Below are 20,061 nucleotides of genomic sequence, written 5' to 3'. Positions count from 1 at the left end.
GCGGAGTGGGCGGGGCCGGGGATGCACGCGTGCGCGTGTCCCGACCCCGCCCCGCCGCGTCTAGGCCAACAGGTACCAGTTGCCGTTCACCAGGCCTGAGAAGTTGCTGGTGTCGAAAAACAGGCCGTCGGCCGATTGAATGAGTTCGATGACATTGGCGCCGCCCAGGTAGAAGTTCTGGATGATCTGGAACTGGCTCAGGACGCCGTCGTCGAAGTCGGACTCCTGGGTCACGAAAAGATCCGAGCCCTGACGGCTGACCACGATATCGGCCATGTTGACGTTGGTCAGGACCAGCCTGTCCACGCCGCCGCCGAAGCCGGGGTTCCAGGCGGCGGACATGTCGTCATTGATGATGTCCTGGCCGTCGACGCCAATCCTGATGGCGTAGGTGTCGTTGCCGGTTCCACCGGCCAGGCGGTCGTTGCCCGTGTTGCCCCACAGGGTGTCGGCGCCCGCGCCGCCATACAGAAGGTCGGCGTCCGCGCCGCCGTCCATCAGGTCGTCGCCGTTATCGCCGAGCAAGGTGTCGTTGCCGGCCAGGCCGATCAGGATGTCGTTGCCGTCGCCCCCGAACAGGTAGCTGCCGTTATAGGCGCCGCCGATCAGAGTGCGATCGCCGCCGGTGATATGGTCGTCGCCGGCCAGACCGTTCAGGCTGTGGGACGTCTGTCCAGCACCCAAGGGGTGGTTGCTCCAATCGACGTAGTCGTTACCGGGCGTTGCATCGGTCCAGACGGCCATGACTATCCTCCTTGCCGAGCGGCTGGCGGGACGGAGCAGGGCGGTCGCCCGGGGCCGTCGATCCAGCGTCGTGCGTCGCGCGCGGCCTGACACATGGTCATCATGGGCCTACAACGTCCGCGCGAGTCACGTTGACTTGTGGGTGCTATAATTGCAATCCAAAGTGGTGATTGCGAAGAAAATGTCACACAGAGGTTGTGTTTCCGGCCCTCCGCCGGCCGCCCCGCCGGCCAAAGAAAAAGGGGCCGCCCTCGCGGGCGGCCCCTCCATCTCATCGGGAGCGCACTGATGCTCCCGTACGCGAGATCTTGTGTCGACTAGTACTTCAGGCGGACGCCCACCCGGAAGTAGCGGCCCACGATGCCCGACTGCGAATAGGTCGGGTTCCAGTTCACGCCGGCGTAGTTGGCCGGGTTGAACATCGGGCCGGTGTCGAACAGGTTCATCACGTCGGCGTAGACGGTGGCCTTGGAGGTCACGTCGTAGGCGCCCGTCAGGTCGACGGTCGTGAACGACTTGACGCGGCAGTTGAAGCCCGCGTCGCCGTAGAGGCAGCCGTCGGTGTAGCTGTCGTCCTCTTCGCGCATGCCGCTGACATAGCTCATCACGCCCGTGACGTGGATCGGGCCACGCTCGAAGGTGTTGGTCCACGACAGGCGGTTCTTCGGGGTGCCGGCGCCCGACGACAGCACGTACGGCGCTTCCTTGCCGACGTAGTTATAGGTCGTGCCGCCCTGCGTGTACTTGAAGTCGAACAGGGTGGTGGCGTCCAGGTTGCTGGTCCACTTCACGTCGGCCGGCAGGTAGAACGTGGCTTGGACGTTCAGGTCCAGGCCGCTGGTCACCAGCGAGTCGGCGTTGATGTAGGGCGAGCTGATCGACAGGACGCGCGGCAGGGCCGACGGGTTCTGCGGATCGGGCGCGTCGGGGGTGACCACGTAGCCGGCCGGGATGGCTTGGCCCGCATAGTAGGCGGCCAGGGCGACGCCCGGGCTGGCCTGGGAGATCACGTCGGTCTTCTTGATGTGATAGTAGTCCAGCGACACGCTGAAGCTGCGGGTCGGTGCCCACACCGCGCCGAGGGTGTAGCTGGTCGACTTTTCCGGATCCAGGTCCGGGTTGGCCGTGGTGATCGACGAGAGCGAGTAGTCCTTGGTGTACTCGTTGTTGCCGTGCGAGTCGCGGAAGGCCGCGTACTTGTCCGCCTTGAACGAGAACGTCGTGAAGCCCTGGCTGGCCGAGTTGCCGGCTTCGGAGAAGCTGGGCGCGCGGAAGCCCTTCGAGACCGTGCCGCGCAGGGCGACCGTCTTGATGGGGGTGAACTTCACGCCGATCTTCGGCGAGAAGTTGCCGCCGAAGTCCGAATAGTGGTCGTAGCGGCCCGAGACGTTGACCTCGATCTTGTCGGTGATCGGCAGGCCCAGTTCGGCGAAGGCCGAGGCGACGGTGCGGTTGCCTTCGGTGCGGGCGTTGCCCAGGCCTTGGGCGTCGTTGACCGGGTTCAGGGCCGGGTCGTTGGTGGCCTCGTAGCGGAACTCGCCGCCCAGGCCCAGCTGGGCGTCGCCGCCCGGCAGGCTGAACAGCGGGCGCGAGGCCTGGAAGTTCACCGAGTCCAGGTCGGTGGTCGAGGTCTTGGCCAGGTCGGGCGACAGGGCCTTCAGAACGGCGGCGCTGTTCTGCGACGGGTCGATGAAGTTGTAGGCGCCCGTCTGGATGTCGCTCATCAGCTGCTTGTAGCTGAGGAAGCCGGTCTGAACGCTTTCCAGCGAGTCATGGGCGATCACCAGGTTGGCCTGGTAGTTCCAGTCGGCCACGTCGCCTTTGACGCCGCCCACCATCCGCAGCATGCGGTTGTTGTACCTGGCGGTCGCGGGCAGGTCGCTGAAGCGGTACTTGATCAGGGCGTAGTCGCCGTCGGCCGCGAACGGGTTGTTCGGGTTCAGACGGGGGTTGTCGATGGCCGGAGCCGTGGCGCAGCTGACGCCCGAGTTACAGATCCAGACCGGCAGGACCAGGTTGGTCAGGTTGTTCGGGGTGCTCGACGAGACGGTCACCGGCGTGCCGCGGACCGAGGTCTTGCTCTGGACGAAGCTGCCCGAGAGGTAGGCTTCCAGGTGGTCGGTCGGCTTGATCGTGAAGCGGCCATAGACCGCCGCGCGCGACTGCTTGGGCTGGATGTCGGCGAAGTTGGCGGTGTTCTGGGCGCAGTAGGTGCCCATCGAGGCGCCGTCTTCGTCGAACTGCTCGGTCAGCGGGGCGTTGCTGGCGCAGGTGCGCAGCGGCTGCCACAGGGCGCCGTCGACGCCCACGCCGGTGGAGAGGTCGCCAGGCGTGCCCAGGCCGGCGCGCAGGACGTCGCCGTAGAAGGTGCTGCCGCCGGCCTGCGGGTTGTTGTTCTGGCCGCCGGGGATCGAGGTCAGGTCGTTGGTGTTGTACGGGAAGCCGCGCTGGTCGCCGCGGATGGCCTTGTTCAGCTGGTACTCGACGTCGAAATAGACGTTGTACTTGTCGGTATCCAGGTCGCCGTAGCCGACGTCGCCGGTGAAGCGGTACTCGTCGCCGCCACCGTGCTGGCTGGTGCCGAACGAAGTGTCGGCGCTCATGCCCTGGTAGTTGGACTTCATGATGATGTTGACGACGCCGCCGATGGCGTCGGCGCCGTACAGCGACGAGGCGCCGTCCTTCAGGGTCTCGACGCGCTCAACGGCGTTGAACGGGATCGAGTTGAGGTCGACGAACGCCTTCTGGCCGTCGTCGGCCAGCGGGTAGTTGGCGTTGCGCAGGCCATCGATCATGACCAGGGTCGAGTTGACCGACAGGCCGCGCAGCGACACGCCGGTCGAGCCGGCGGCGAAGCCGCTGCCGAAGGCGGCGGGGATCGAACCGGAGTTGTCGGCCGACAGGCTGCGGATGGCGTCGGCGATCGTGGTGATGCCCTGGGCCTTCAGCTGCTCGGTGGTCTGCACGGTGACCGGCGACGGGGTCGCGGTGTCGGTGCGGCGCAGCAGCGAACCGGTGACGACGACGGCTTCGACTTCGTTGTCGGCCGGCGCCGCTTGGGCGGTCGCGGTGGCGACGGGGGCGGCGGCGTCCTGAGCGTTCGCGGCGAAGGCGGCGAAGGTGGCGACCCCCGCCATCATCGTCGTCGCGAGCAGGCGCCCGCGGGTGATCTGCAATTTCATGTCGGTCCCTCCGGGCGCTCGAAGCCCCGCCTCCTCGGCCGGCTCGTCCCATCGCCCTGTCAGTTTCAGGTTTCCCGGAAGACCTCCGTCCCCGGTTGACGCTGGGATAGGAGCGGCCAAAGACGCCCGTCAATCGCGTACGCCGTTATGTAATGAATATGTCGACGACCTGTCACATACAAGCAACGGGCGATGCTGAAATGCGGCGAGAATGGGTCTTTTAGGTGTCTGAGGTGCAATGTGGCGTAGATGAAACGCCGATATGTAAGCTTCACTACACAAAACGGAATTCAAAGATCCTCGTAATCTGAACAAGAGTCTCGACTGTGCTTTGAGTATTATACCGTTGCTCATCGAGAGTCGATATTTCAAGATCGATTATCGATATGTGTAACCGCGCAAATGATTGATTTCAGGCGGTTTGGGGCGCGCTGGGAAGCGCGAAACCCTCTCTCTTTGAGAGAGGGAGGGGCCCGCCGCCAAAGGCGGTGGGAGGGTGAGAGGTTACAATCTCTCCGAATGGAACACTGACGAAGACTCGCGACGTCGACGGCCTGATCCGGGCTGAAGTCTAAAGCTTTTTGGAGGTGTTCAGCGGGCTCAGGATTTACCTGCCGGCGGTGAAACCTCTCACCCTCCCACCGCTTAGCGGCGGGCCCCTCCCTCTCTCTCAGAGAGAGGGTTTTGTGTCGCTCCTAGTACGGCAGCTGTTCTGGCGCCGGCCCTGGCGTCGGGGTGGCGGGGTCTGTCGGCGCCGCCGGCTCCAGCTCCGAGGCCGCGCGGGCGAACTCGGCCGACAGGGTCTCGTAATAGCCGTTGCGGGGATCGGGCGTGGACAGCGGCGCGGCGTCGGGCAGCAGCCAGGGGAAGTCGCGCACCGCCAGGCCCTCGTGGGCGGCCAGCATGTAGCGCCGCCAGATGCTGGCCGGGATGTCGCCGCCGACCACCTTGTTCATCGGCTTGTCGTCGTCGTTGCCCACCCAGACGCCGGTGACATAGTCGGCGGTGAAGCCCACGAACCAGGCGTCGCGCCAGTTCTGGCTGGTGCCGGTCTTGCCCGCCGCCGGCCAGCCGAACGCCGCGCGCCGGGCGGTGCCGACCTCGACCACCTTCTTCATCATCTTGACCATCATGCTGGCCTTGGAGATGTCGTAGACGCTGGCCGGGGTGAGCGGCGCGGTGTGGGTGAAGATCGGCTGACCGTCCTGGGTGGCGATGCTCTCGATCACATAGGGCTGGATGCGCGCGCCGCCCTGCTGGAACACCTGGTAGGCGCTGGTCATCTGCAGCAGGTTGACCTCATAGGCCCCCAGCGCCACCGACAGGTCGGGGTTGGAGGGCAGGCTGGTGATGCCGAACCGCCGGACCAGGTCGCCGATCGCCGGGCCGCCGGCCTCCTGGGCCAGCTTGACGGCGATGGTGTTGACCGAGTTGGTCAGGGCGTCCTGCACGGTCATCGGACCACGATAGCCGGCCTCGTAATTGGCCGGCTTCCAGTCGCCGAACTGCACCGGTCCGTCGACCCGGATGTCGCTCGGCAGCACGCCCTTTTCCAGGGCCGCGGCGTAGACGAACGGCTTGAAGCTGGAGCCCGGCTGGCGGCGGGCCTGGACGGCGCGGTTGAACGGGCTCTCGATATAGTCGGTGCCGCCCACCATGGCCCGCACGGCCCCGTCGGCCGACAGCGACAGCAGGGCCGCCTGGCGGGCCCCGGCGCTCTCGCCCCCGATGGCGATGGCCTGGCGCACGGTCTCCACGCCCACGTGCTGCAGGCGCGGATCGATGGTCAGGCGCACCACCAGGTCGGGGGCGTTCTGGCCGGCAATGCGCACGGCCTCGCTGGTGGCGTAGTCCAGCACCCAGCCATAGTCGCCCTCGTCGGCCACGGCCAACGGCGACAGGCGCGGCGTGTCGTCCAGGGCCCGGCTCTCCTGCTCGGCGGTGATCCAGCCCTCCTTGCGCATGTTGGCCAGCACCAGACGCGAGCGGGCCAGGGCGCTGGACATGTCGCGGGTCAGGGCCAGGCGCGAGGGGGCCTTGGGCAGGCTGGCCAGCAGGGCGGCCTCGGACAGGGTCAGCTGGCTGGCCGGCTTGCCGAAATAGGTGCGGCTGGCGCCATCGACCCCGAAGGTGTTGGCCCCGAAGAACACCCGGTTCAGGTACAGCTCCAGCACCTCGTCCTTGGTCAGCACCCGCTCCAGGCGCTGGGCCATCAGCATTTCCTGCAGCTTGCGCTTGACCGTGCGGTCGGGCGTCAGGAACAGGCCCTTGGCCAGCTGCTGGGAGAGGGTCGAGGCGCCCTGCACCGTGCGGCCGGCCCGGTGGTTGACCCAGGCCGCGCGGGCGATGCCGTAGAGGTCGATCGGGCCGTGCTTGTAGAAGCGCCGGTCCTCGGCCGCCAGGAAGGCCAGCGGCAGGTAGTTGGGCACGCCAGCCAGGGTGATGCGCTGGCCATAGCGTGGGCCGCGGCTGGCGATCACCTGGCCGTTGCGGTCCTCGAACCGGATGCCCGGCGCGCGGTTCACCGCGAACAGCGCTTCCCGCGAGGGCAGGGTGGGGGTGTCCTTCAGGTACTTCAGCCAGACATAGGCGCCGCCGGCCCCGGCGGCGGCCAGGCCCAGCACCAGCACCACCAGCAGCGGGATCCAGATCCACCGGGCCTTGCGCGCCTTCGACTTGGCCTTGGCGTGCTTCAAATCCGCGCGGAAGGGCTCTTCGGGCGGCGGTTCCGGCGGGGGCTCCGGAGGCGGAGGAGGAGGCTGGGAACCGCCGAATTCCGGCGGCCGCGCGGGCTGCTGGCCCGCCGGCTTGTCGTCGAACCGATAGGGCGGCAGCGTCCAGTCGTTCAAGTCGGCCCCATGGTGGCGTTTGGTCTCAGCGTAAAACGGGTTTAGGACGCCGCGATGATGGCGCGCAAACCTTTCTGGGAGACGAAGTCCCTAAACCAGATGACCGTCCCCGAGTGGGAGAGTCTATGCGACGGCTGCGGCCTTTGCTGCCTGGTTCGCTTCGAAGACGAAGACACCGGCGAGATCATCCCCACGCGGGTGCATTGCCAGCTGTTCGACGAGCACCGCTGCACGTGCAAGGACTATCCCAACCGCCGCAAGACCGTGCCCGACTGCATCAAGCTGACGCCGCACAACATCGAGACCCTGGAGTGGATGCCGCCCTCCTGCGCCTATCGCCGGCTGCACGAGGGCAAGCCCCTGCCGCTGTGGCATCCGCTGATCACCGGCGACCCGGAAAGCACCCACAAGGCCGGGATCTCGGTGCGCGACCAGACGGTGTCGGAGCTGTCGTTCGACGACCCCGAAGACGCCCTGGACTTCGTGGCCACCGACCTGATGTACGACAAGAGCAACGAGATCTACGACCCGGAGGACTAGGGCCCAAACGGGCGATCGCCGCGCCAAACCCAGGGTTTGCACCGATAGACACCCTCCGGCCTGCGCCGGATCGTCCTGCCGGACAACGATCCGGAGCGCGACGATGGACAGACGCCATTTCACCACTCTCGCCTTGGGCGGCCTGGCCTTCGCGGCCGCCGCCCGGCCCGCCCTGGCCGCCAAGCCGCCGGCCGAGTGGGACGGCCTGGTCAAGATCAAGGCCAAGAACTTCGAGCTGGCCTATCTGCGGCCCGGCGCCGACTTCCGCGCCTACACCAAGGTGATGCTCGACCCGACCGAGATCGCGTTCGAGAAGAACTGGCGGCGCGACTACAACAACGACCAGATGACGATCACCAACCAGGTGTCCGACAAGGACGTCGAGCGCATGGCCGAGGAAGGCCGCAAGGGCGCCGGCCAGATCCTGCAGAAGGCCTATGTCGACGGCGGCTATCCGGTGGTGACCGACCCCGCGCCGGACGTCCTGCGGGTGCGCACGGCCCTGGTCGACATCACCGTCAGCGCGCCGGACGTCCAGAGCGCCATGAACGTGCGCACCTACACCCGCGACGCGGGTGGGGCGACCCTGGTGGTCGAGGCGCGCGACTCGGTGACCGGCGCCCTGCTGGGCCGGGCGGTCGACAGCCGCACCATCGACGACTTCACGATGGAATGGCGCACCCGGGTCAGCAACCGGGCCGACTTCGCCATGCAGATGAAGAGCTGGGCCAAGAACAGCGTGAAGGGCCTGGACGAACTGAAGGCCCTGTCGCCGATCACGGGGTGAGGGGGCGTGAATTCCTCGTCCTTCGACAAGCTCAGGATGAGGAATTCAAATTCGACCGCCGCAACAGTAGCCCTCATCCTGAGCCTGTCGAAGGACGAGGGCGGCCCCTCGGCCCGGCCATCAGTCGCCGGGCCCCCGCTTGCCCGACAGCAGGGCGTAGATCGCCATGGCGTGCCCATGGCCCAGGCCCAGCTCGTCCTTGCCCCAGGCCACCACCTGGCCGGCCTTCACCCCGGGTTTGAGCGCCCCGCCCGCCGACAGCCCGACGGCGTCGGCCGCCGTCTTCAGGCCCTCGGCGTCGAGACCGGTCTTGGCTTGGATGGTGTCGAGATAGGCTTGGAAGGACATGGCGGCGGCTCCGGCATTGGGGTGTTTGAGCCGAGGACGGCTGGGGAGGGCTCAGGCCGACATCGGGCGCCGGCTTTCTCGCCCTTCCGGCCTCGCCGAGGCGCCTTTTTGAGGGACGTAAGCCAGCAACCTCGGTCGACCCGAAGGTCAGCGCGGCGGCCTCGTCAGCGCATAACAGTCGCTTGACCCCGCGATCTCGTCGAGCTGAGGGCGCGACTCCCAGTTGGCCAGCGTCGCTTCGTAACTCAGTCCGGCCTTGCGAAGGACGGCGGCGGAGGCCGCGTTGCCGGGGTGGCAAGTCGCCCATACGCGGAAGATCTCGGGCTGGGCGATCGCCCAGGCGACCACGGCCGATGCGGCCTCGCCGGCGAAGCCGCGACCCCAGAACGGCTCTCCGAAAATGTAGCCGAAATCGGCCTTCGGCGGCGCCAATCGAAGCTCCAGGACGCCCATCAGCGTGCCGGAGGTCTTGTCGGTGACGGCCCACGGGAAGGCCGCGCCCGACTTGCGACTTTCCTCGCAGCGCTCGGCGAAGGCCACGCTCTCGGCGATGTCGCGATGGCGTTCGAACGGCATGAAGCGCGTCGGCGCGGCCTCGCTGGCGTAGGTTCGAAAGATCTCCTCCGCGTCGGTGCGTCTGACCGGACGGAGGCGCAATCGCTCGGTGTGAAATTCGTCGGGCGCCCGCATCGCCCGATGATGCGTTCCCGAGCGGGTGTCCGCAACGGGCCGACACGAGCGTTGAGCCCGCCGCCAAGGCTTTCCCGACGGCCGCTGGCGGCCGCACGGACCACCCCGGCCGCGCCCCTGACGGGGATACAGCGCCGTCTATCCTCGGTGTTCAGCGACTCAACGCCAACGAAATCAAGGCGCTAAACTTTCTCGACCTAACTTATCAGCGGCGCCCGCTGCTCCCGTATCTTTGTGTCATGGCCGGGAGAAGCGAGATGACCTCGGAAGACCTGATGCAAGACAGCGACGCTCTGATGGTCGAGATGCACGCCGCGAACGTGAAGCAGGTCTACGACACGACCGCCCATCGCACCGAGCTCGAACAGACCAAGCTGCTCGGCGCCGTCGGCCTGACGGCGCGCCGGATGCACGAGATCTTGGCCATGAAGCGTCGGGCGCGAGCCGACATCGCGGCCAACGCCCGGGCGATCAAGGCCTCCACGATGAAGGCCAGAGCCGCCAACGAGAACAACGCCGCCACTCAAGAGGAGCAGGAAATGGATGACGACAGTGGTCGCACCCCCGAACGGATGGCGCAGCTTCACGCCGATATACGACAGCGACTGGACGCTGCTCGATCCGCCCGAGAATCTAAGCAGTTGGCTGGAAGAAGCGCCGGAGCAACGGATCACGCGCTGTTTCGCGGCGTGGAAGGCGAGGGCGGCGCACCAACTCCCGCCGGATGACCCCTGGAGCACCTGGCTGTTCCTGGGCGGTCGAGGGGCCGGCAAGACCTTCGCGGGATCGTCCTGGATCAAGGAGCAGTCCCGGCATGTCGGCAGTCTCGCCCTCGTCGGCCCCACCTTCCATGACGTGCGCGAGGTGATGATCGAGGGCCCTTCGGGCCTCAAGAGCCTCTATCCGGCCGGCCGGCGCCCGATCTGGCGCGCCAGCCGCCGGCGCCTGGAGTTCCACAACGGCGCGGTCGCCCAGGCCTTCTCGGCCGAGGACCCGGACAGCCTGCGCGGTCCGCAGTTCCACGCCGCCTGGGCCGACGAGTTCTGCGCCTGGCCCAAGCCCGCCGAGACCCTGGCCATGCTGCGTTTCGGCCTGCGCCTGGGGACCGATCCGCGCCTGGTGGTCACCACCACGCCCCGGCCGATTCGCGCCCTGCGCAACCTGATCGCCGAGCCGGGAACGGTCGACACCCGGGCGCCGACGTCGGCGAACGAAGCCCATTTGGCGCCGGCCTTCCTGTCGACGCTGCAGAGCCTCTACGGCGGCACCCGCCTGGCCGCCCAGGAGCTGGACGGCCTGATCGTCGAGGGCGAGGGCGGGCTGTTCCGCGCCGAGGACCTGGCCCGCTGCCGGGGCGCGCCGCCGGCCGCCTTCGACCGCGTGGTCGTGGCCGTCGACCCGCCGGCCACGGCGGGCGGCGACGCCTGCGGGATCGTGGTCGTTGGCCGGTTCGGCGACCGTGCGTTCGTGCTGGCGGACCGCACCGCGAAGGGCCTGTCGCCCAACGGCTGGGCCCGCCGCGCGGTCGACGCCGCTGTGTCGTGGACCGCCGACGCCCTGGTGGCCGAGGCCAACCAGGGCGGCGACATGGTCCGCTCCGTCCTGGCCCAGGCCGGCCCGCCCTGCGCGGTGAAACTGGTCAAGGCCTCGGTGGGCAAGCGGGCCCGGGCCGAGCCGGTGGCGGCTTTGTACGAGCAGGGCCGGGTCGTTCACTGCGGGGCGTTTCCGGCCCTGGAGGAGGAGCTGATGGCCCTGGGGTCCGGGGACCTGGATCACAGTCCTGACCGGGCCGATGCGCTGGTCTGGGCGGTGAGCGAGCTGATGCTCGGGGTGGGGCGACGGCCGAGGTTGTCGGTGTTGTAGCTCACGCCCTTGCCCCCTACGGATCGCTTCGCGATCCTCTTCCCCCATAGGGGGAAGAGGAGGGGCGGTGCACTTGTCCTCCGCCTCCTATGGGGGCGGACAGGCGGCGAAGCCGCCAGGTGGGGGCAAGTGGGTGAGTTGCTGACGGATGGCGGCGACCGCGATGTCGACGTCTTCCAGCACCCAACTCGCGGGGATGCGCAAGGTCATGACGCCCTGTCGCGCCAACCACCGGTCCCGCGCTGTATCCTTCTCCAGCTGGTCGTCGCTGTAGTGCGTCTGTCCATCGACCTCGACGGCTAGGCGCGCTGACGCACAGAAGAAGTCCAGCACATACGGTCCGATCGGATGCTGACGGCGGAATTTCAAACCGTCGAGCTGCCCTCTTCGGATCGCATTCCATAGCTTCACTTCAGGCAACAGCATCGCTTTGCGTAGCCGTCTGGCGTTGGTGATCGTCGGTCGTGGCGCGCTCACGTGGCTCACCTCCTTGCCCCACCTGACCGCTGCGCGGTCTGTCCGCCCCCATAGGGGGCGGAGGATTGATGCGTGCGGCGGGCGGTTCCACCCTAACATGTTCCCATTTTGTTCTCAACCTCCGCGAGGCGCCCATGCCCCTGTTCAAACCCCGCCGTCCACCGGAGACCAAGGACTCCCGGGCCGCGCGCCTGATCGCCCTGACCACGGCCGGGCGGCCCCGCTGGACGCCGCGAGACTATGCCGCCCTGGCGTCGGAGGGGTTCGGCAAGAACCCCATCGCCTATCGCTGCGTGCGGATGATCGCCGAGGCCGCCGCGTCGGTGCCGCTGACCGTCTTCGTCGGCGGCCGGCGGGCCGACGACCATCCGTTGCGCAAGCTGCTGCAAGGCCCCAATCGCGAACAGGGCGGGGCCGATCTGATGGAGGCGTTCTTCGGTTGCCTGCAGGTGGCGGGCAACGGCTACCTGGAAGCTGCCCAAGACAAAGGGGGCGGAAACGACGACGTCCCGACCGAGCTCTACGCCCTGCGGCCCGACCGGATGACCGTGGTGCCCGGCCCGCGCGGCTGGCCGCTGGCCTATGACTACCAGGCCGCCGGCCGCACCGCCCGGATCGGGCGCGACGCGGCCGGCTGGCTGCCGATCCTGCACCTGAAGCTGTTCAACCCCACCGACGACCACTACGGATTCTCCCCGCTCGAGGCGGCGGCCTTCGCGATCGACGTGCACAACGCCTCGGGGGCCTGGAACAAGGCGCTTCTCGACAATTCGGCCCGGCCGTCTGGGGCGCTGGTCTACGCCAACCGCGAGGCCGGCGACCGGCTCTCGGCCGAGCAGTTCGAGCGGCTGAAGGCCGAGCTCGGCGACGCCCACGCCGGCACGGCCAACGCCGGCCGGCCGCTGCTCTTGGAAGGCGGCCTCGACTGGCGGCCGATGTCGCTGAGCCCCGCCGACATGGACTTCATCGCCGGCAAGTCCGCCGCCGCCCGCGAGATCGCCCTGGCCTTCGGGGTTCCGCCCCAACTGCTGGGCGTGCCGGGCGACGCCACCTACGCCAACTACCGCGAGGCCAACGGGGCGTTCTGGCGGCACACCGTGGTCCCGCTGGCCGAGCGGGCGGCGCGGGCGCTGTCGGTGTGGCTGGAGCCCAAGTTCCCTGGTGCGCGCATCGCCTGCGACCTGGACGCCGTGCCGGCGCTGTCGGCCGAGCGCGACGCCCTGTGGGCGCGGCTGGAGGGGGCGAGCTTCCTGACCGATGCCGAGCGGAGAAGGTTGGCGGGGCTGGAGGGCTGACACTTGCCCCCACCTGGCGGCTTCGCCGCCTGTCCGCCCCCATAGGGGGCGGAGGACGCCCCTCTTCCCCCTGCGGGGGAAGACGACCGCGAAGCGGTCCGTAGGGGGCAAGTGTTCGCCGCACCGGAGACACCCATGACATCACCCCAACGCTGGCGGCTGGACCGCCAGGTTTCGCTCGGCCTGCTGGTCGCCGTGGCGCTGCAGGCCGCCGCCGCCCTGATGTGGGCGGGGCGGGCCAGCGCCCGCATCGACGACCTGCGCCAGCGCCTCGACGCCCAGGCCCCGGTCGCCGAACGCCTGGCGCGGCTGGAGACCCAGGCCGACGCCACCCGGGCCTCGCTGGCCCGGATCGAGAGCAAGCTGGACCGGCCGTAGCTCACCCACTTGCCCCCACCTGGCGACTTCGTCGCCTGTCCGCCCCCGTAGGGGGCGGAGCCTTCGCGCCGAGCGCTCTTCCCCCTGTGGGGGAAGACGACCGCGAAGCGGTCCGTAGGGGGCAAGTGCTCACCGCACAGGAGCCCTTCATGACTGAAGACCTGAAGATCGAAGGCCACGCCAGCCTGTTCTGGACCCGCGACCTCAACGACGACGTGACCGCCGCCGGAGCCTTCGCCGCCAGCCTGGCCCGCACCGGCCCGGCCGGGGTGAAGATGCTGCACCAGCACGACGACGCCGAGCCCGTCGGCGTCTGGGACGAGATCGCCGAGGACGCCTCGGGCCTGTTCGTCCGTGGACGGATTCTACGCGCGACGCCGCGGGGAAGACTGGTCGCCGCCCTGGTCGAGGCCGGGGCGCTGGACGGCCTGTCCATCGGCTTCCGCGCCGTGAAGGCCCGCCCCGACGAGACGGGGCGCCTGCGCGTGCTGACGCAAGTGGAGCTGTGGGAGGTGTCGATCGTCACCTTCCCGATGCTGCCTCAGGCTCGGTTGAAAGCCGCGCGGCTCAAGCGCGTCGGCGGCTGAACCCAAAAGTCCCTCCCCCTGTGGGGGAGGCGGCCCGGAGGGCCGGAGGGGGGAGTGATCCGCCGTCCGACGTCTCCCCCCACCGATCGCTGCGCGATCGCCTCCCCCACAGGGGGAGGACCTTTGTCTTGCCTCTTCCCAAAACCGGAGATCCCCATGAAGGAAACCAAACAGGCCGCGGCCTCGCCCGAGGCCCGCGCGGCGCTGCACGAGGTGCTGGCGGCGTTCGAGGGCTTCAAGGCCGCCAACGACCAGCGCCTCCAGGCGCTGGAGACCAAGCGCGCCGACGTGCTGCTCGAGGAGAAGGTCGCGCGCATCGACGACGCCGTCTCCCACGCCCAGGCGCGGCTGGACCGCGTGCTGGCCGACGCGCGCAGGCCCGCGATCGGCGGCGAAGGGCGGCTGGCCGTGCCCGACGAGCGCAAGGCCGCCTTCGACCGCTACATCAAGACCGGCGAAACCCCGGCTCTGCTGCTGGAAGCCAAGGGCCTGTCGGAAGGCGTGGCCACGGCCGGCGGCTATGTCGCCCCGGCCGAGTTGGAGCGTCAGATCCTGCGCCGCCTGCAGGCGTCCTCGCCCATGCGCGACATCTGCCAGGTGCGCACCATCGGCTCGGGCACGTTCCGCAAGCCGGTCTCCACCGCCGGCCTGGCCGCCAGCTGGGTGGCCGAGACCGCGACGCGTCCGGAGACCACGGCCCCGACCCTGGACGTGATCGACTTCCCGGCCGGCGAGCTCTACGCCAGCCCGGCCGCCACCCAGGCCCTGCTCGACGACGCCTATGTCAATATCGACGAGTGGCTGGCGGAAGAAGTGCAGGACGCCTTCGCCGCCCAGGAGACCTCGGCCTTCATCGCCGGCGACGGGGTCAACAAGCCCAAGGGCCTGCTGGCCTATACGGCGGCCGCCGACGCTGCGGCGACCTGGGGCCAGGTCGGCTATCTGGCCACCGGCGTCGCCGGCGCCTGGCCGGCCAGCAACCCGACCGACAAGCTGATCGACCTGATCTACGCCACCAAGACCCAGTACCGCCAGAACGGCCGCTTCGTGCTGAACCGCCGCACGGTCAGCGCGGTGCGCAAGTTCAAGGACGCCCAAGGCAACTACATCTGGAACGCGGCCCTGCAGCCGGGTCAGTCGGCGTCGCTGCTGGGCTATCCGGTGACCGAGATCGAGGCCATGCCCGACGTCGCGGCCAACGCCATGGCCATCGCGTTCGGCGACTTCGAAAAGGGCTACCTGATCGTCGACCGCGCCGGCGTGCGGGTGCTGCGCGACCCGTACTCGGCCAAGCCGCACGTGCTGTTCTACACCACCAAGCGTGTCGGCGGCGGGGTGCAGAACTTCGACGCGATCAAGCTGCTGAAGTTCGCGGTGTCGTAAGCGCGGCCTTCTGACGCCCCCAAACACTCCCCCCTCCGTCGGCTGCGCCGACACCTCCCCCCGTGGGGGAGGTGGTCCGAAGGACCGGAGGGGGGAGTCCCTTCCTTCCAGGAACCCCCAACATGCCCCTCTCCACCACCCTGGCCGAGGCCAAGGGTTTCCTGCGCGTGGTCGACGCCAGCGAGGACGCCCTGGTGACTCTGCTGATCGACGCCGCCGAGGCGCGCGTCGCCGCCGCCACGGGACTCGTCCTGACGCCCGCCAGCCCCGCGCCGCTGCGCCTGGCCGTGCTGGTCCTGGTCGCCCACGCCTACGAGCACCGCGACGGGTCCGAGCCGCCGCCGGGTCTCGTCGACGCCTGGCTGGCGCCCTATCGCGAGGCCCGGCTGTGAGCGGCCCCGGCAATTTGGGTCCGGACGCGGCCGTCGCCGCCGCCCTGGTCGAGGCTCTGAAGGCCGCGCCCGCCGTCTCGGCCCTGGTCGCCGCCCGCGTCCACGCCGACGCCCCGCGCCATCCGGTCTATCCGTGCGTCAGCCTGGGCCGCCAGGAGAGCCGGCCGTTCGGGCCCGAGGCCGACGGTCTGGAGCACCTGCTGACCGTCACCTGCGCCAGCAAGTTCGGCGGGCCGGAGGAGGCGCGCGCCGTCACCGCCGCCGTCCGCGCGGCCCTCCACAACGCCGCGCTGGCCGTTAGCGGCCGCCGCCTGGTCACCCTGCGCGTCACCTACGCCGACGTCTTCCGCGCCGCCGACCGCGAGCTGTCGCTGGGCGTGCTGCGGGTGCGGGCGGTGACCGAGAGCGTCTGAACGACAGCAAACTCACCCCCTTGCCCCCACCTGACGGCTTCGCCGTCTGTCCGCCCCGATAGGGGGCGGAGCCTTCGAGCCGAAAGGCTCTTCCCCCTTCGGGGGAGGAGGGCCGTAGGCCCGGAGGGGGCAAGTGATCGCCGCAATTCCATAAACCGGAGATCCCCCATGGCCGCCCAAGCCGGCAAAGACATCCTCCTGAAGATCAGCGACGGCGCCGCCACGCCGGTCTTCACCACCGTGGCCGGCCTGCGGGCCCGCACGATCAGCCTCAACGCCCAGACCATCGACGCCACCGACGGCGACAGCGCCGGCCGCTGGCGCGAGCTGCTGGCCGGATCGGGCGTGCGCTCGGTCGCCGTCTCGGGCAGCGGCGTATTCCGCGACGCGGCTTCGGACGCCGCGGTGCGCGACAGCTTCTTCGCCCAGACCGCCCGGGTGTGGCGCCTGGTGATCCCCGACTTCGTCCAGCTGGAGGGGCCGTTCCTGGTGGCGGCCCTGGAATATGCCGGCGACTACGACGGCGAGGCCTCGTTCGCCCTGTCCCTGGCCTCGGCCGGGGCGGTGACGTTCACGGCGATCTAGCATGCTCAATCCCAACCCCGCCCGGGGCGAGGTCGTCGTCCCCCTCGCCGGAACCCCGCGCCGCCTGTGCCTGACCCTCGGCGCCCTGGCCCGGATCGAGGCCGCGCTGGGCCTGGACGACTGGAGCGCCCTGCCGGAGCGTTTCGGTCGGCTGTCGGCCGCCGAACTGCTGAGCGTCCTGGCCGCCCTGCTGGACGGCGGCGGCGAGGATCCGGCGGGGCTGGACGCGGTGTCGATCCCCGAAGCCGTCGCGGCCGTGGTGGCGGCTCTGGCGGCGTGCGCGTGAACGCCCGCTGGCGCGCGGCCCTGCGGCTGGCGACGCTGACCCTGGCCATCCCGCCCGAGACGTTCTGGCGGCTGTCCCTGGCCGAGTGGCGCGCCCTGACCGAGGCCCCGGCCGCGCCGGCGCTGAACCGCGCGGCGCTGGACGCCCTGATCGCCCGCTTCCCCGATGAGGAGACCCCATGAGCGACTTCGATCCGGACGGCCTGGACGCCGTCCCCGCCCGCGCCGCCGAGGCGGCCGCCGCCCTGACCGCGCTACGCGCTCCGGCCGAGCAGGCGGCCCGCGCCATCGACGACGCCTTCGCCAAGGCTGGCGCCAGCCTGGCCCGCTCGCTGACCCACGCGGTCGCCGACGGCAAGATCAGCCTGGGCGAGTTGGCCAGGGCGGTGCTGGACGCGGTGTCGAGCGGCGCGGGCGGAGGCGGCGGCTTGGCCAAGGCCCTGGCCGGGGCGGTGGGTTCGGCGTTTTCCGGCGCGAGGGCCGATGGCGGCCCGGTCGCGGCCGGCGGCGCCTACCTGGTCGGCGAGCGCGGCCCCGAGCTGTTCCGTCCCGCCGCCGCCGGCGCGATCGAGCCGGCGGGCGGCGGCGGGATGAACGTCACGATCAATGTCCAGGGCGGCGACACGGCGAGCCTGGCCCGCTCGGACGCTCAGCTGGCCCAGGCCTTGGCGCGGGCGGTGAGCCTGGGCGCGCGGCGGTTATAGAAACAAACCGCTCATCCCGGCGAACGCCGGGACCCAGATGGAATGGCGGTGTGGTTGACGCCATGAGCGTTGAGCTTTTCCAATCAGCCACCCAGTTTTAGGATCTGGGTCCCGGCGTTCGCCGGGATGAGCGGATATATAATCAGGCGTTGAGGTTTAGATTGGCGAACAGATCTCGCCAGGTTGGGTTGTCGGCCTCGATCAACTGCAGTTTCCAGGATCGTCGCCATTCCTTGATCCGCCGCTCGCGGCGAAACGCGGCGTCGCGCGTTTCAAATACTTGGCACCAGACAAGGATCGTGCAGCCGTACTTAGCCGTGAACCCGTCGCGGAAATATCCACGATGCTCTTCGATCCGACGCGGCAAATCGTCGGTGGACCCTGTATAGAGCGTCCCGTTTCGCTGGCTGGCGACGATGTAGGCGTAGAAGGCCATAAGCCATTTCCCCATCGTTGAAGCGATGGGGAAAGCTTAAAAACCAAGGTTTCCGCCTTCGATCCTACACCATCGCCGGGGTCAGCGGCGGTTCGCCGTAGCGGTTCTCGCCGACCTGGCCTTCGCTGATCCCCACCCAGAGGGTGAAGGCCAGCACCGAGACGCAGGCGATGGCCAGGCTGACGAACAGGCCGCCGACGCCCGCCAGGGCGGCGAAGCCGGCGTCGCCGTTGGTGACCTCGGCCAGGATCGCGCCCAGGCCGATCCACATCGCCGAGCCGACGATCAGCACGGGTCCCAGCACGATCGGCACGACCTGCCACCAGCCGGTGCGGCCCATGTCGTGCAGGCGCTTGGTGCACAGGCAGACCCAGGCGAAGATCGCGGCCAGCGCGATGACCTGACCGATCAGCGGGATCCAGCCGGCGATCACATGCGCGCCCAGCAGCATCAGCCAACCGATCCAGAACGCCTGACGGCCAATGCGGCCCTCGGCGGAGAAGAACAGCGATTTCCAGTCCATTTCCAGCTCCCAATCTTGAGGCGAGATTAGGACCGGCGGACACGCGGTTTAAGTGAATTGCAAGTCATGACGCGGGTTTAACCTGCAGGGTTCTTCACCCTCGCCGACTTCGCGCGAACGCCCTGCCGGCGCGCCGGCCAACGCACCACCCCCTCACCCTCCCACGCTTCGCGCGGGCCCCTCCCTCTCCCCATGGGAGAGGGTTTCAGACGGAGTCTTCCATGACCGCGTTCCATGAGACGCGCCTGCCCGCGCGGCTGGCGTTCGGCTGCACCGGCGGGGTCGAGCGGCGGACCCGGGTGACGACCCTGGGCTCGGGCTTCGAGCGGCGGTCCAGCCCTTGGTCCCAAGGGTGCCGGCGCTATCTGATCGGCACGGCTGTGCGGCCGCTGGACGACGCGGCCGAGCTGGTGGCGTTCTTCGAGGCGCGGCGCGGGCGGCTGCACGGCTTTCGCTTCCGCGACCCGGCCGACTTCAAGTCGTGCGCGCCGTCTCAGGCGCCGGCCGCCACGGACCAGCCGATCGGAACCGGTGACGGCGCCCGCAAGACCTTCGCCCTGGCCAAGACCTACGGGACCGGCGCGACGGCGGTGGTCCGGCCGATCACCAAGCCGGTGGCCGGCACGGTCAAGGTCGCGGTGGCCGGCGTCGCCCTGGCGGCCGCCGCCTACGCGGTCGATGCGGCGACGGGCCTGGTGACCCTGACGAGCGCCCCGGCGGCGGGCGCGGCGGTGACCGCCGGCTTCGAGTTCGACACGCCCGTGCGCTTCGACGGCGACCGCATCGATCTGACGATGGAAAGCTTCAACGCCGCCCGGGTCGGGGCCGTGGCCCTGGTCGAGGTGCGGGTCTGATGCGCGCCGTTCCATCCGAGCTGACCGATCGCCTGGAGAGCGGCGCGGCCAGCCTGTGCCAGGCCTGGATCCTGACCCGCGCCGACGGCGTGGTGCTGGGCTTCACCGACCACGACCGCGACCTGGTGGTCGACGGCGTGGCTTGTCGCGCCGCCAGCGGCTGGACCGCCGGGGCCGCCGAGACGGCGACCGGCTACGCGCCCGGCCTGGCCACGGCGGTCGGCGGCTTCGACGACGCGGCGCTGTCGGAGGCGGATCTCGCGGCCGGGCTCTATGACGGGGCGCGGGTGGACTGCCGGGTGGTCGACTGGTCGGCGCCGAGCCTGTCGATGCGGCTGTGGACCGCGCGGGTGGCCTCGGCCAAGGCCGAGGGCGGGGCCTTCACCCTGGCCCTGGAGGGGCCGCTGGCGGCGCTGGACCGCGTGGCCGGGCGGACCTTCGGCCGGTCCTGCGACGCGGCGTTCGGCGACGCGCGCTGCGGGGTCGATGCGACGGCGTTTCCGGGGGCGGCTTGCGACAAGCGCTGGGTCACGTGCCGGGCGGTGTTCGGCAACGGGCTGAACTTCCGGGGCTTTCCGGCGGCGCCTGGGGAGGACTTCCTGACGCTGTATCCCAGCGAGGGGGAGCGCAATGACGGCGGGCGGCGGTAGCTCACCCACTTGCCCCCACCTGACCGCTTCGCGGTCTGTCCGCCCCCGCAGGGGGCGGAGGCTCGCGCAAGCGCCTCTTCCCCCTGCGGGGGAAGA

Annotated in this window: 23 protein-coding genes and 1 pseudogene; 16 read left to right on the top strand and 8 right to left on the bottom strand. The window is 69.4% G+C overall.

Annotated elements, in window-relative coordinates; translation table 11 throughout:
- Window positions 1–60 precede the first annotated feature (60 nt).
- The 3 genes from G3M62_RS19435 to pbpC all read right to left on the bottom strand — a co-directional run bounded on the left by G3M62_RS19435 (window position 61) and on the right by pbpC (window position 6,775).
- The gene (locus tag G3M62_RS19435) at window positions 61–744 is read right to left on the bottom strand and encodes a calcium-binding protein (RefSeq protein WP_165190013.1); all 684 of its coding nucleotides are present in this window, start codon (window positions 742–744) and stop codon (window positions 61–63) included.
- Window positions 745–1,061: 317 nt separating this feature from the next.
- Entirely contained in the window at window positions 1,062–3,926 is a 2,865-nt protein-coding gene (locus tag G3M62_RS19430; RefSeq protein ID WP_165190011.1) for a TonB-dependent receptor, read from the bottom strand.
- Window positions 3,927–4,621: 695 nt separating this feature from the next.
- Window positions 4,622–6,775 carry a multimodular transpeptidase-transglycosylase PbpC gene (gene pbpC, locus G3M62_RS19425; protein WP_165190009.1) on the bottom strand — a complete coding sequence of 718 codons (2,154 nt, stop codon included), beginning with the start codon at window positions 6,773–6,775 and terminating at the stop codon, window positions 4,622–4,624.
- A gap of 54 nt (window positions 6,776–6,829) precedes the next feature.
- Here pbpC and G3M62_RS19420 point away from each other — a divergent pair, with 54 nt between their 5' ends.
- Entirely contained in the window at window positions 6,830–7,315 is a 486-nt protein-coding gene (locus G3M62_RS19420) for a YcgN family cysteine cluster protein (protein ID WP_165190007.1), read from the top strand.
- A gap of 103 nt (window positions 7,316–7,418) precedes the next feature.
- Window positions 7,419–8,102 (top strand): DUF3313 family protein, encoded by a 684-nt coding sequence (locus tag G3M62_RS19415; RefSeq protein WP_165190005.1) that lies wholly within the window; start codon window positions 7,419–7,421, stop codon window positions 8,100–8,102.
- Between the two features lie 120 nt (window positions 8,103–8,222).
- Here the strand turns inward: G3M62_RS19415 and G3M62_RS19410 are convergent, their stop codons facing one another.
- Both G3M62_RS19410 and G3M62_RS19405 read right to left on the bottom strand, forming a co-directional pair.
- Complete coding sequence (locus G3M62_RS19410) at window positions 8,223–8,450, bottom strand: DUF4287 domain-containing protein (protein ID WP_165190003.1); 228 nt, start codon at window positions 8,448–8,450, stop codon at window positions 8,223–8,225.
- A 147-nt stretch (window positions 8,451–8,597) separates the two neighbouring features.
- Complete coding sequence (locus G3M62_RS19405) at window positions 8,598–9,140, bottom strand: GNAT family N-acetyltransferase (RefSeq protein ID WP_165190001.1); 543 nt, start codon at window positions 9,138–9,140, stop codon at window positions 8,598–8,600.
- 257 nt (window positions 9,141–9,397) lie between these two features.
- On the opposite strand from G3M62_RS19405, the gene G3M62_RS26605 reads away from it, so the two are divergent.
- Window positions 9,398–9,868 (top strand): hypothetical protein, encoded by a 471-nt coding sequence (locus G3M62_RS26605; protein WP_246263330.1) that lies wholly within the window; start codon window positions 9,398–9,400, stop codon window positions 9,866–9,868.
- Window positions 9,846–11,003: pseudogene (locus G3M62_RS19400) on the top strand (DNA-packaging protein); the annotation flags it as partial. The gene G3M62_RS26605 and the pseudogene G3M62_RS19400, both read left to right, overlap by 23 nt.
- An 87-nt stretch (window positions 11,004–11,090) precedes the next feature.
- Here G3M62_RS19400 and G3M62_RS19395 read toward each other — a convergent pair.
- A complete protein-coding gene (locus G3M62_RS19395) occupies window positions 11,091–11,489 on the bottom strand; it encodes an endonuclease domain-containing protein (RefSeq protein WP_246263328.1) in 399 nt (132 codons plus the stop codon).
- Window positions 11,490–11,548: 59 nt separating this feature from the next.
- Between G3M62_RS19395 and G3M62_RS19390 the strand changes: the two genes are divergently transcribed.
- The 10 genes from G3M62_RS19390 (at window position 11,549) to G3M62_RS19345 (ending at window position 17,502) form a co-directional block, all read left to right on the top strand.
- Window positions 11,549–12,775, top strand: coding sequence for a phage portal protein (locus G3M62_RS19390; RefSeq protein WP_246263326.1), 1,227 nt, complete (start codon window positions 11,549–11,551; stop codon window positions 12,773–12,775).
- Window positions 12,776–12,910: 135 nt separating this feature from the next.
- The gene (locus tag G3M62_RS19385; RefSeq protein WP_165189995.1) at window positions 12,911–13,153 is read left to right on the top strand and encodes a hypothetical protein; all 243 of its coding nucleotides are present in this window, start codon (window positions 12,911–12,913) and stop codon (window positions 13,151–13,153) included.
- A 149-nt stretch (window positions 13,154–13,302) separates the two neighbouring features.
- On the top strand, window positions 13,303–13,740 hold the full coding sequence (locus G3M62_RS19380) for an HK97 family phage prohead protease (protein ID WP_165189993.1): 438 nt from the start codon (window positions 13,303–13,305) through the stop codon (window positions 13,738–13,740).
- A 156-nt stretch (window positions 13,741–13,896) separates the two neighbouring features.
- Window positions 13,897–15,123, top strand: coding sequence for a phage major capsid protein (locus tag G3M62_RS19375; RefSeq protein WP_165189991.1), 1,227 nt, complete (start codon window positions 13,897–13,899; stop codon window positions 15,121–15,123).
- A 122-nt stretch (window positions 15,124–15,245) separates the two neighbouring features.
- Window positions 15,246–15,515, top strand: coding sequence for a head-tail connector protein (locus G3M62_RS19370; protein WP_165189989.1), 270 nt, complete (start codon window positions 15,246–15,248; stop codon window positions 15,513–15,515).
- The gene (locus tag G3M62_RS19365) at window positions 15,512–15,928 is read left to right on the top strand and encodes a DUF3168 domain-containing protein (protein WP_165189987.1); all 417 of its coding nucleotides are present in this window, start codon (window positions 15,512–15,514) and stop codon (window positions 15,926–15,928) included. Before G3M62_RS19370 ends, G3M62_RS19365 begins: the two co-directional genes overlap by 4 nt.
- 168 nt (window positions 15,929–16,096) lie before the next feature.
- Window positions 16,097–16,513 carry a phage major tail protein, TP901-1 family gene (locus G3M62_RS19360; RefSeq protein WP_165189985.1) on the top strand — a complete coding sequence of 139 codons (417 nt, stop codon included), beginning with the start codon at window positions 16,097–16,099 and terminating at the stop codon, window positions 16,511–16,513.
- 1 nt (window position 16,514) lies between these two features.
- A complete protein-coding gene (locus tag G3M62_RS19355; RefSeq protein WP_165189983.1) occupies window positions 16,515–16,799 on the top strand; it encodes a GTA-gp10 family protein in 285 nt (94 codons plus the stop codon).
- Window positions 16,796–16,981 carry a phage tail assembly chaperone gene (locus G3M62_RS19350; RefSeq protein ID WP_165189981.1) on the top strand — a complete coding sequence of 62 codons (186 nt, stop codon included), beginning with the start codon at window positions 16,796–16,798 and terminating at the stop codon, window positions 16,979–16,981. The genes G3M62_RS19355 and G3M62_RS19350 overlap by 4 nt, the downstream gene beginning before the upstream one ends.
- Window positions 16,978–17,502, top strand: coding sequence for a phage tail tape measure protein (locus G3M62_RS19345; RefSeq protein ID WP_165189979.1), 525 nt, complete (start codon window positions 16,978–16,980; stop codon window positions 17,500–17,502). Before G3M62_RS19350 ends, G3M62_RS19345 begins: the two co-directional genes overlap by 4 nt.
- Window positions 17,503–17,644: 142 nt before the next feature.
- On the opposite strand, the gene G3M62_RS19340 is transcribed toward G3M62_RS19345, so the two are convergent.
- Window positions 17,645–17,938 (bottom strand): GIY-YIG nuclease family protein, encoded by a 294-nt coding sequence (locus G3M62_RS19340; protein ID WP_165189977.1) that lies wholly within the window; start codon window positions 17,936–17,938, stop codon window positions 17,645–17,647.
- Window positions 17,939–18,002: 64 nt separating this feature from the next.
- On the bottom strand, window positions 18,003–18,461 hold the full coding sequence (locus tag G3M62_RS19335) for a DUF805 domain-containing protein (protein ID WP_165189975.1): 459 nt from the start codon (window positions 18,459–18,461) through the stop codon (window positions 18,003–18,005).
- Window positions 18,462–18,682: 221 nt separating this feature from the next.
- Between G3M62_RS19335 and G3M62_RS19330 the strand changes: the two genes are divergently transcribed.
- Window positions 18,683–19,315, top strand: coding sequence for a DUF2460 domain-containing protein (locus G3M62_RS19330; RefSeq protein ID WP_165189973.1), 633 nt, complete (start codon window positions 18,683–18,685; stop codon window positions 19,313–19,315).
- Window positions 19,315–19,965, top strand: a complete 651-nt coding sequence (locus G3M62_RS19325; protein ID WP_165189971.1) for a baseplate hub domain-containing protein — start codon at window positions 19,315–19,317, stop codon at window positions 19,963–19,965. Before G3M62_RS19330 ends, G3M62_RS19325 begins: the two co-directional genes overlap by 1 nt.
- Window positions 19,966–20,061 lie beyond the last annotated feature (96 nt).

The organism is Caulobacter soli (genome assembly GCF_011045195.1).
Taxonomy (GTDB): Bacteria; Pseudomonadota; Alphaproteobacteria; order Caulobacterales; family Caulobacteraceae; genus Caulobacter; species Caulobacter soli.
The sequence above is the reverse complement of the archived record's forward strand: the minus strand, read 5'-3'. Positions and strand labels throughout refer to the sequence as shown.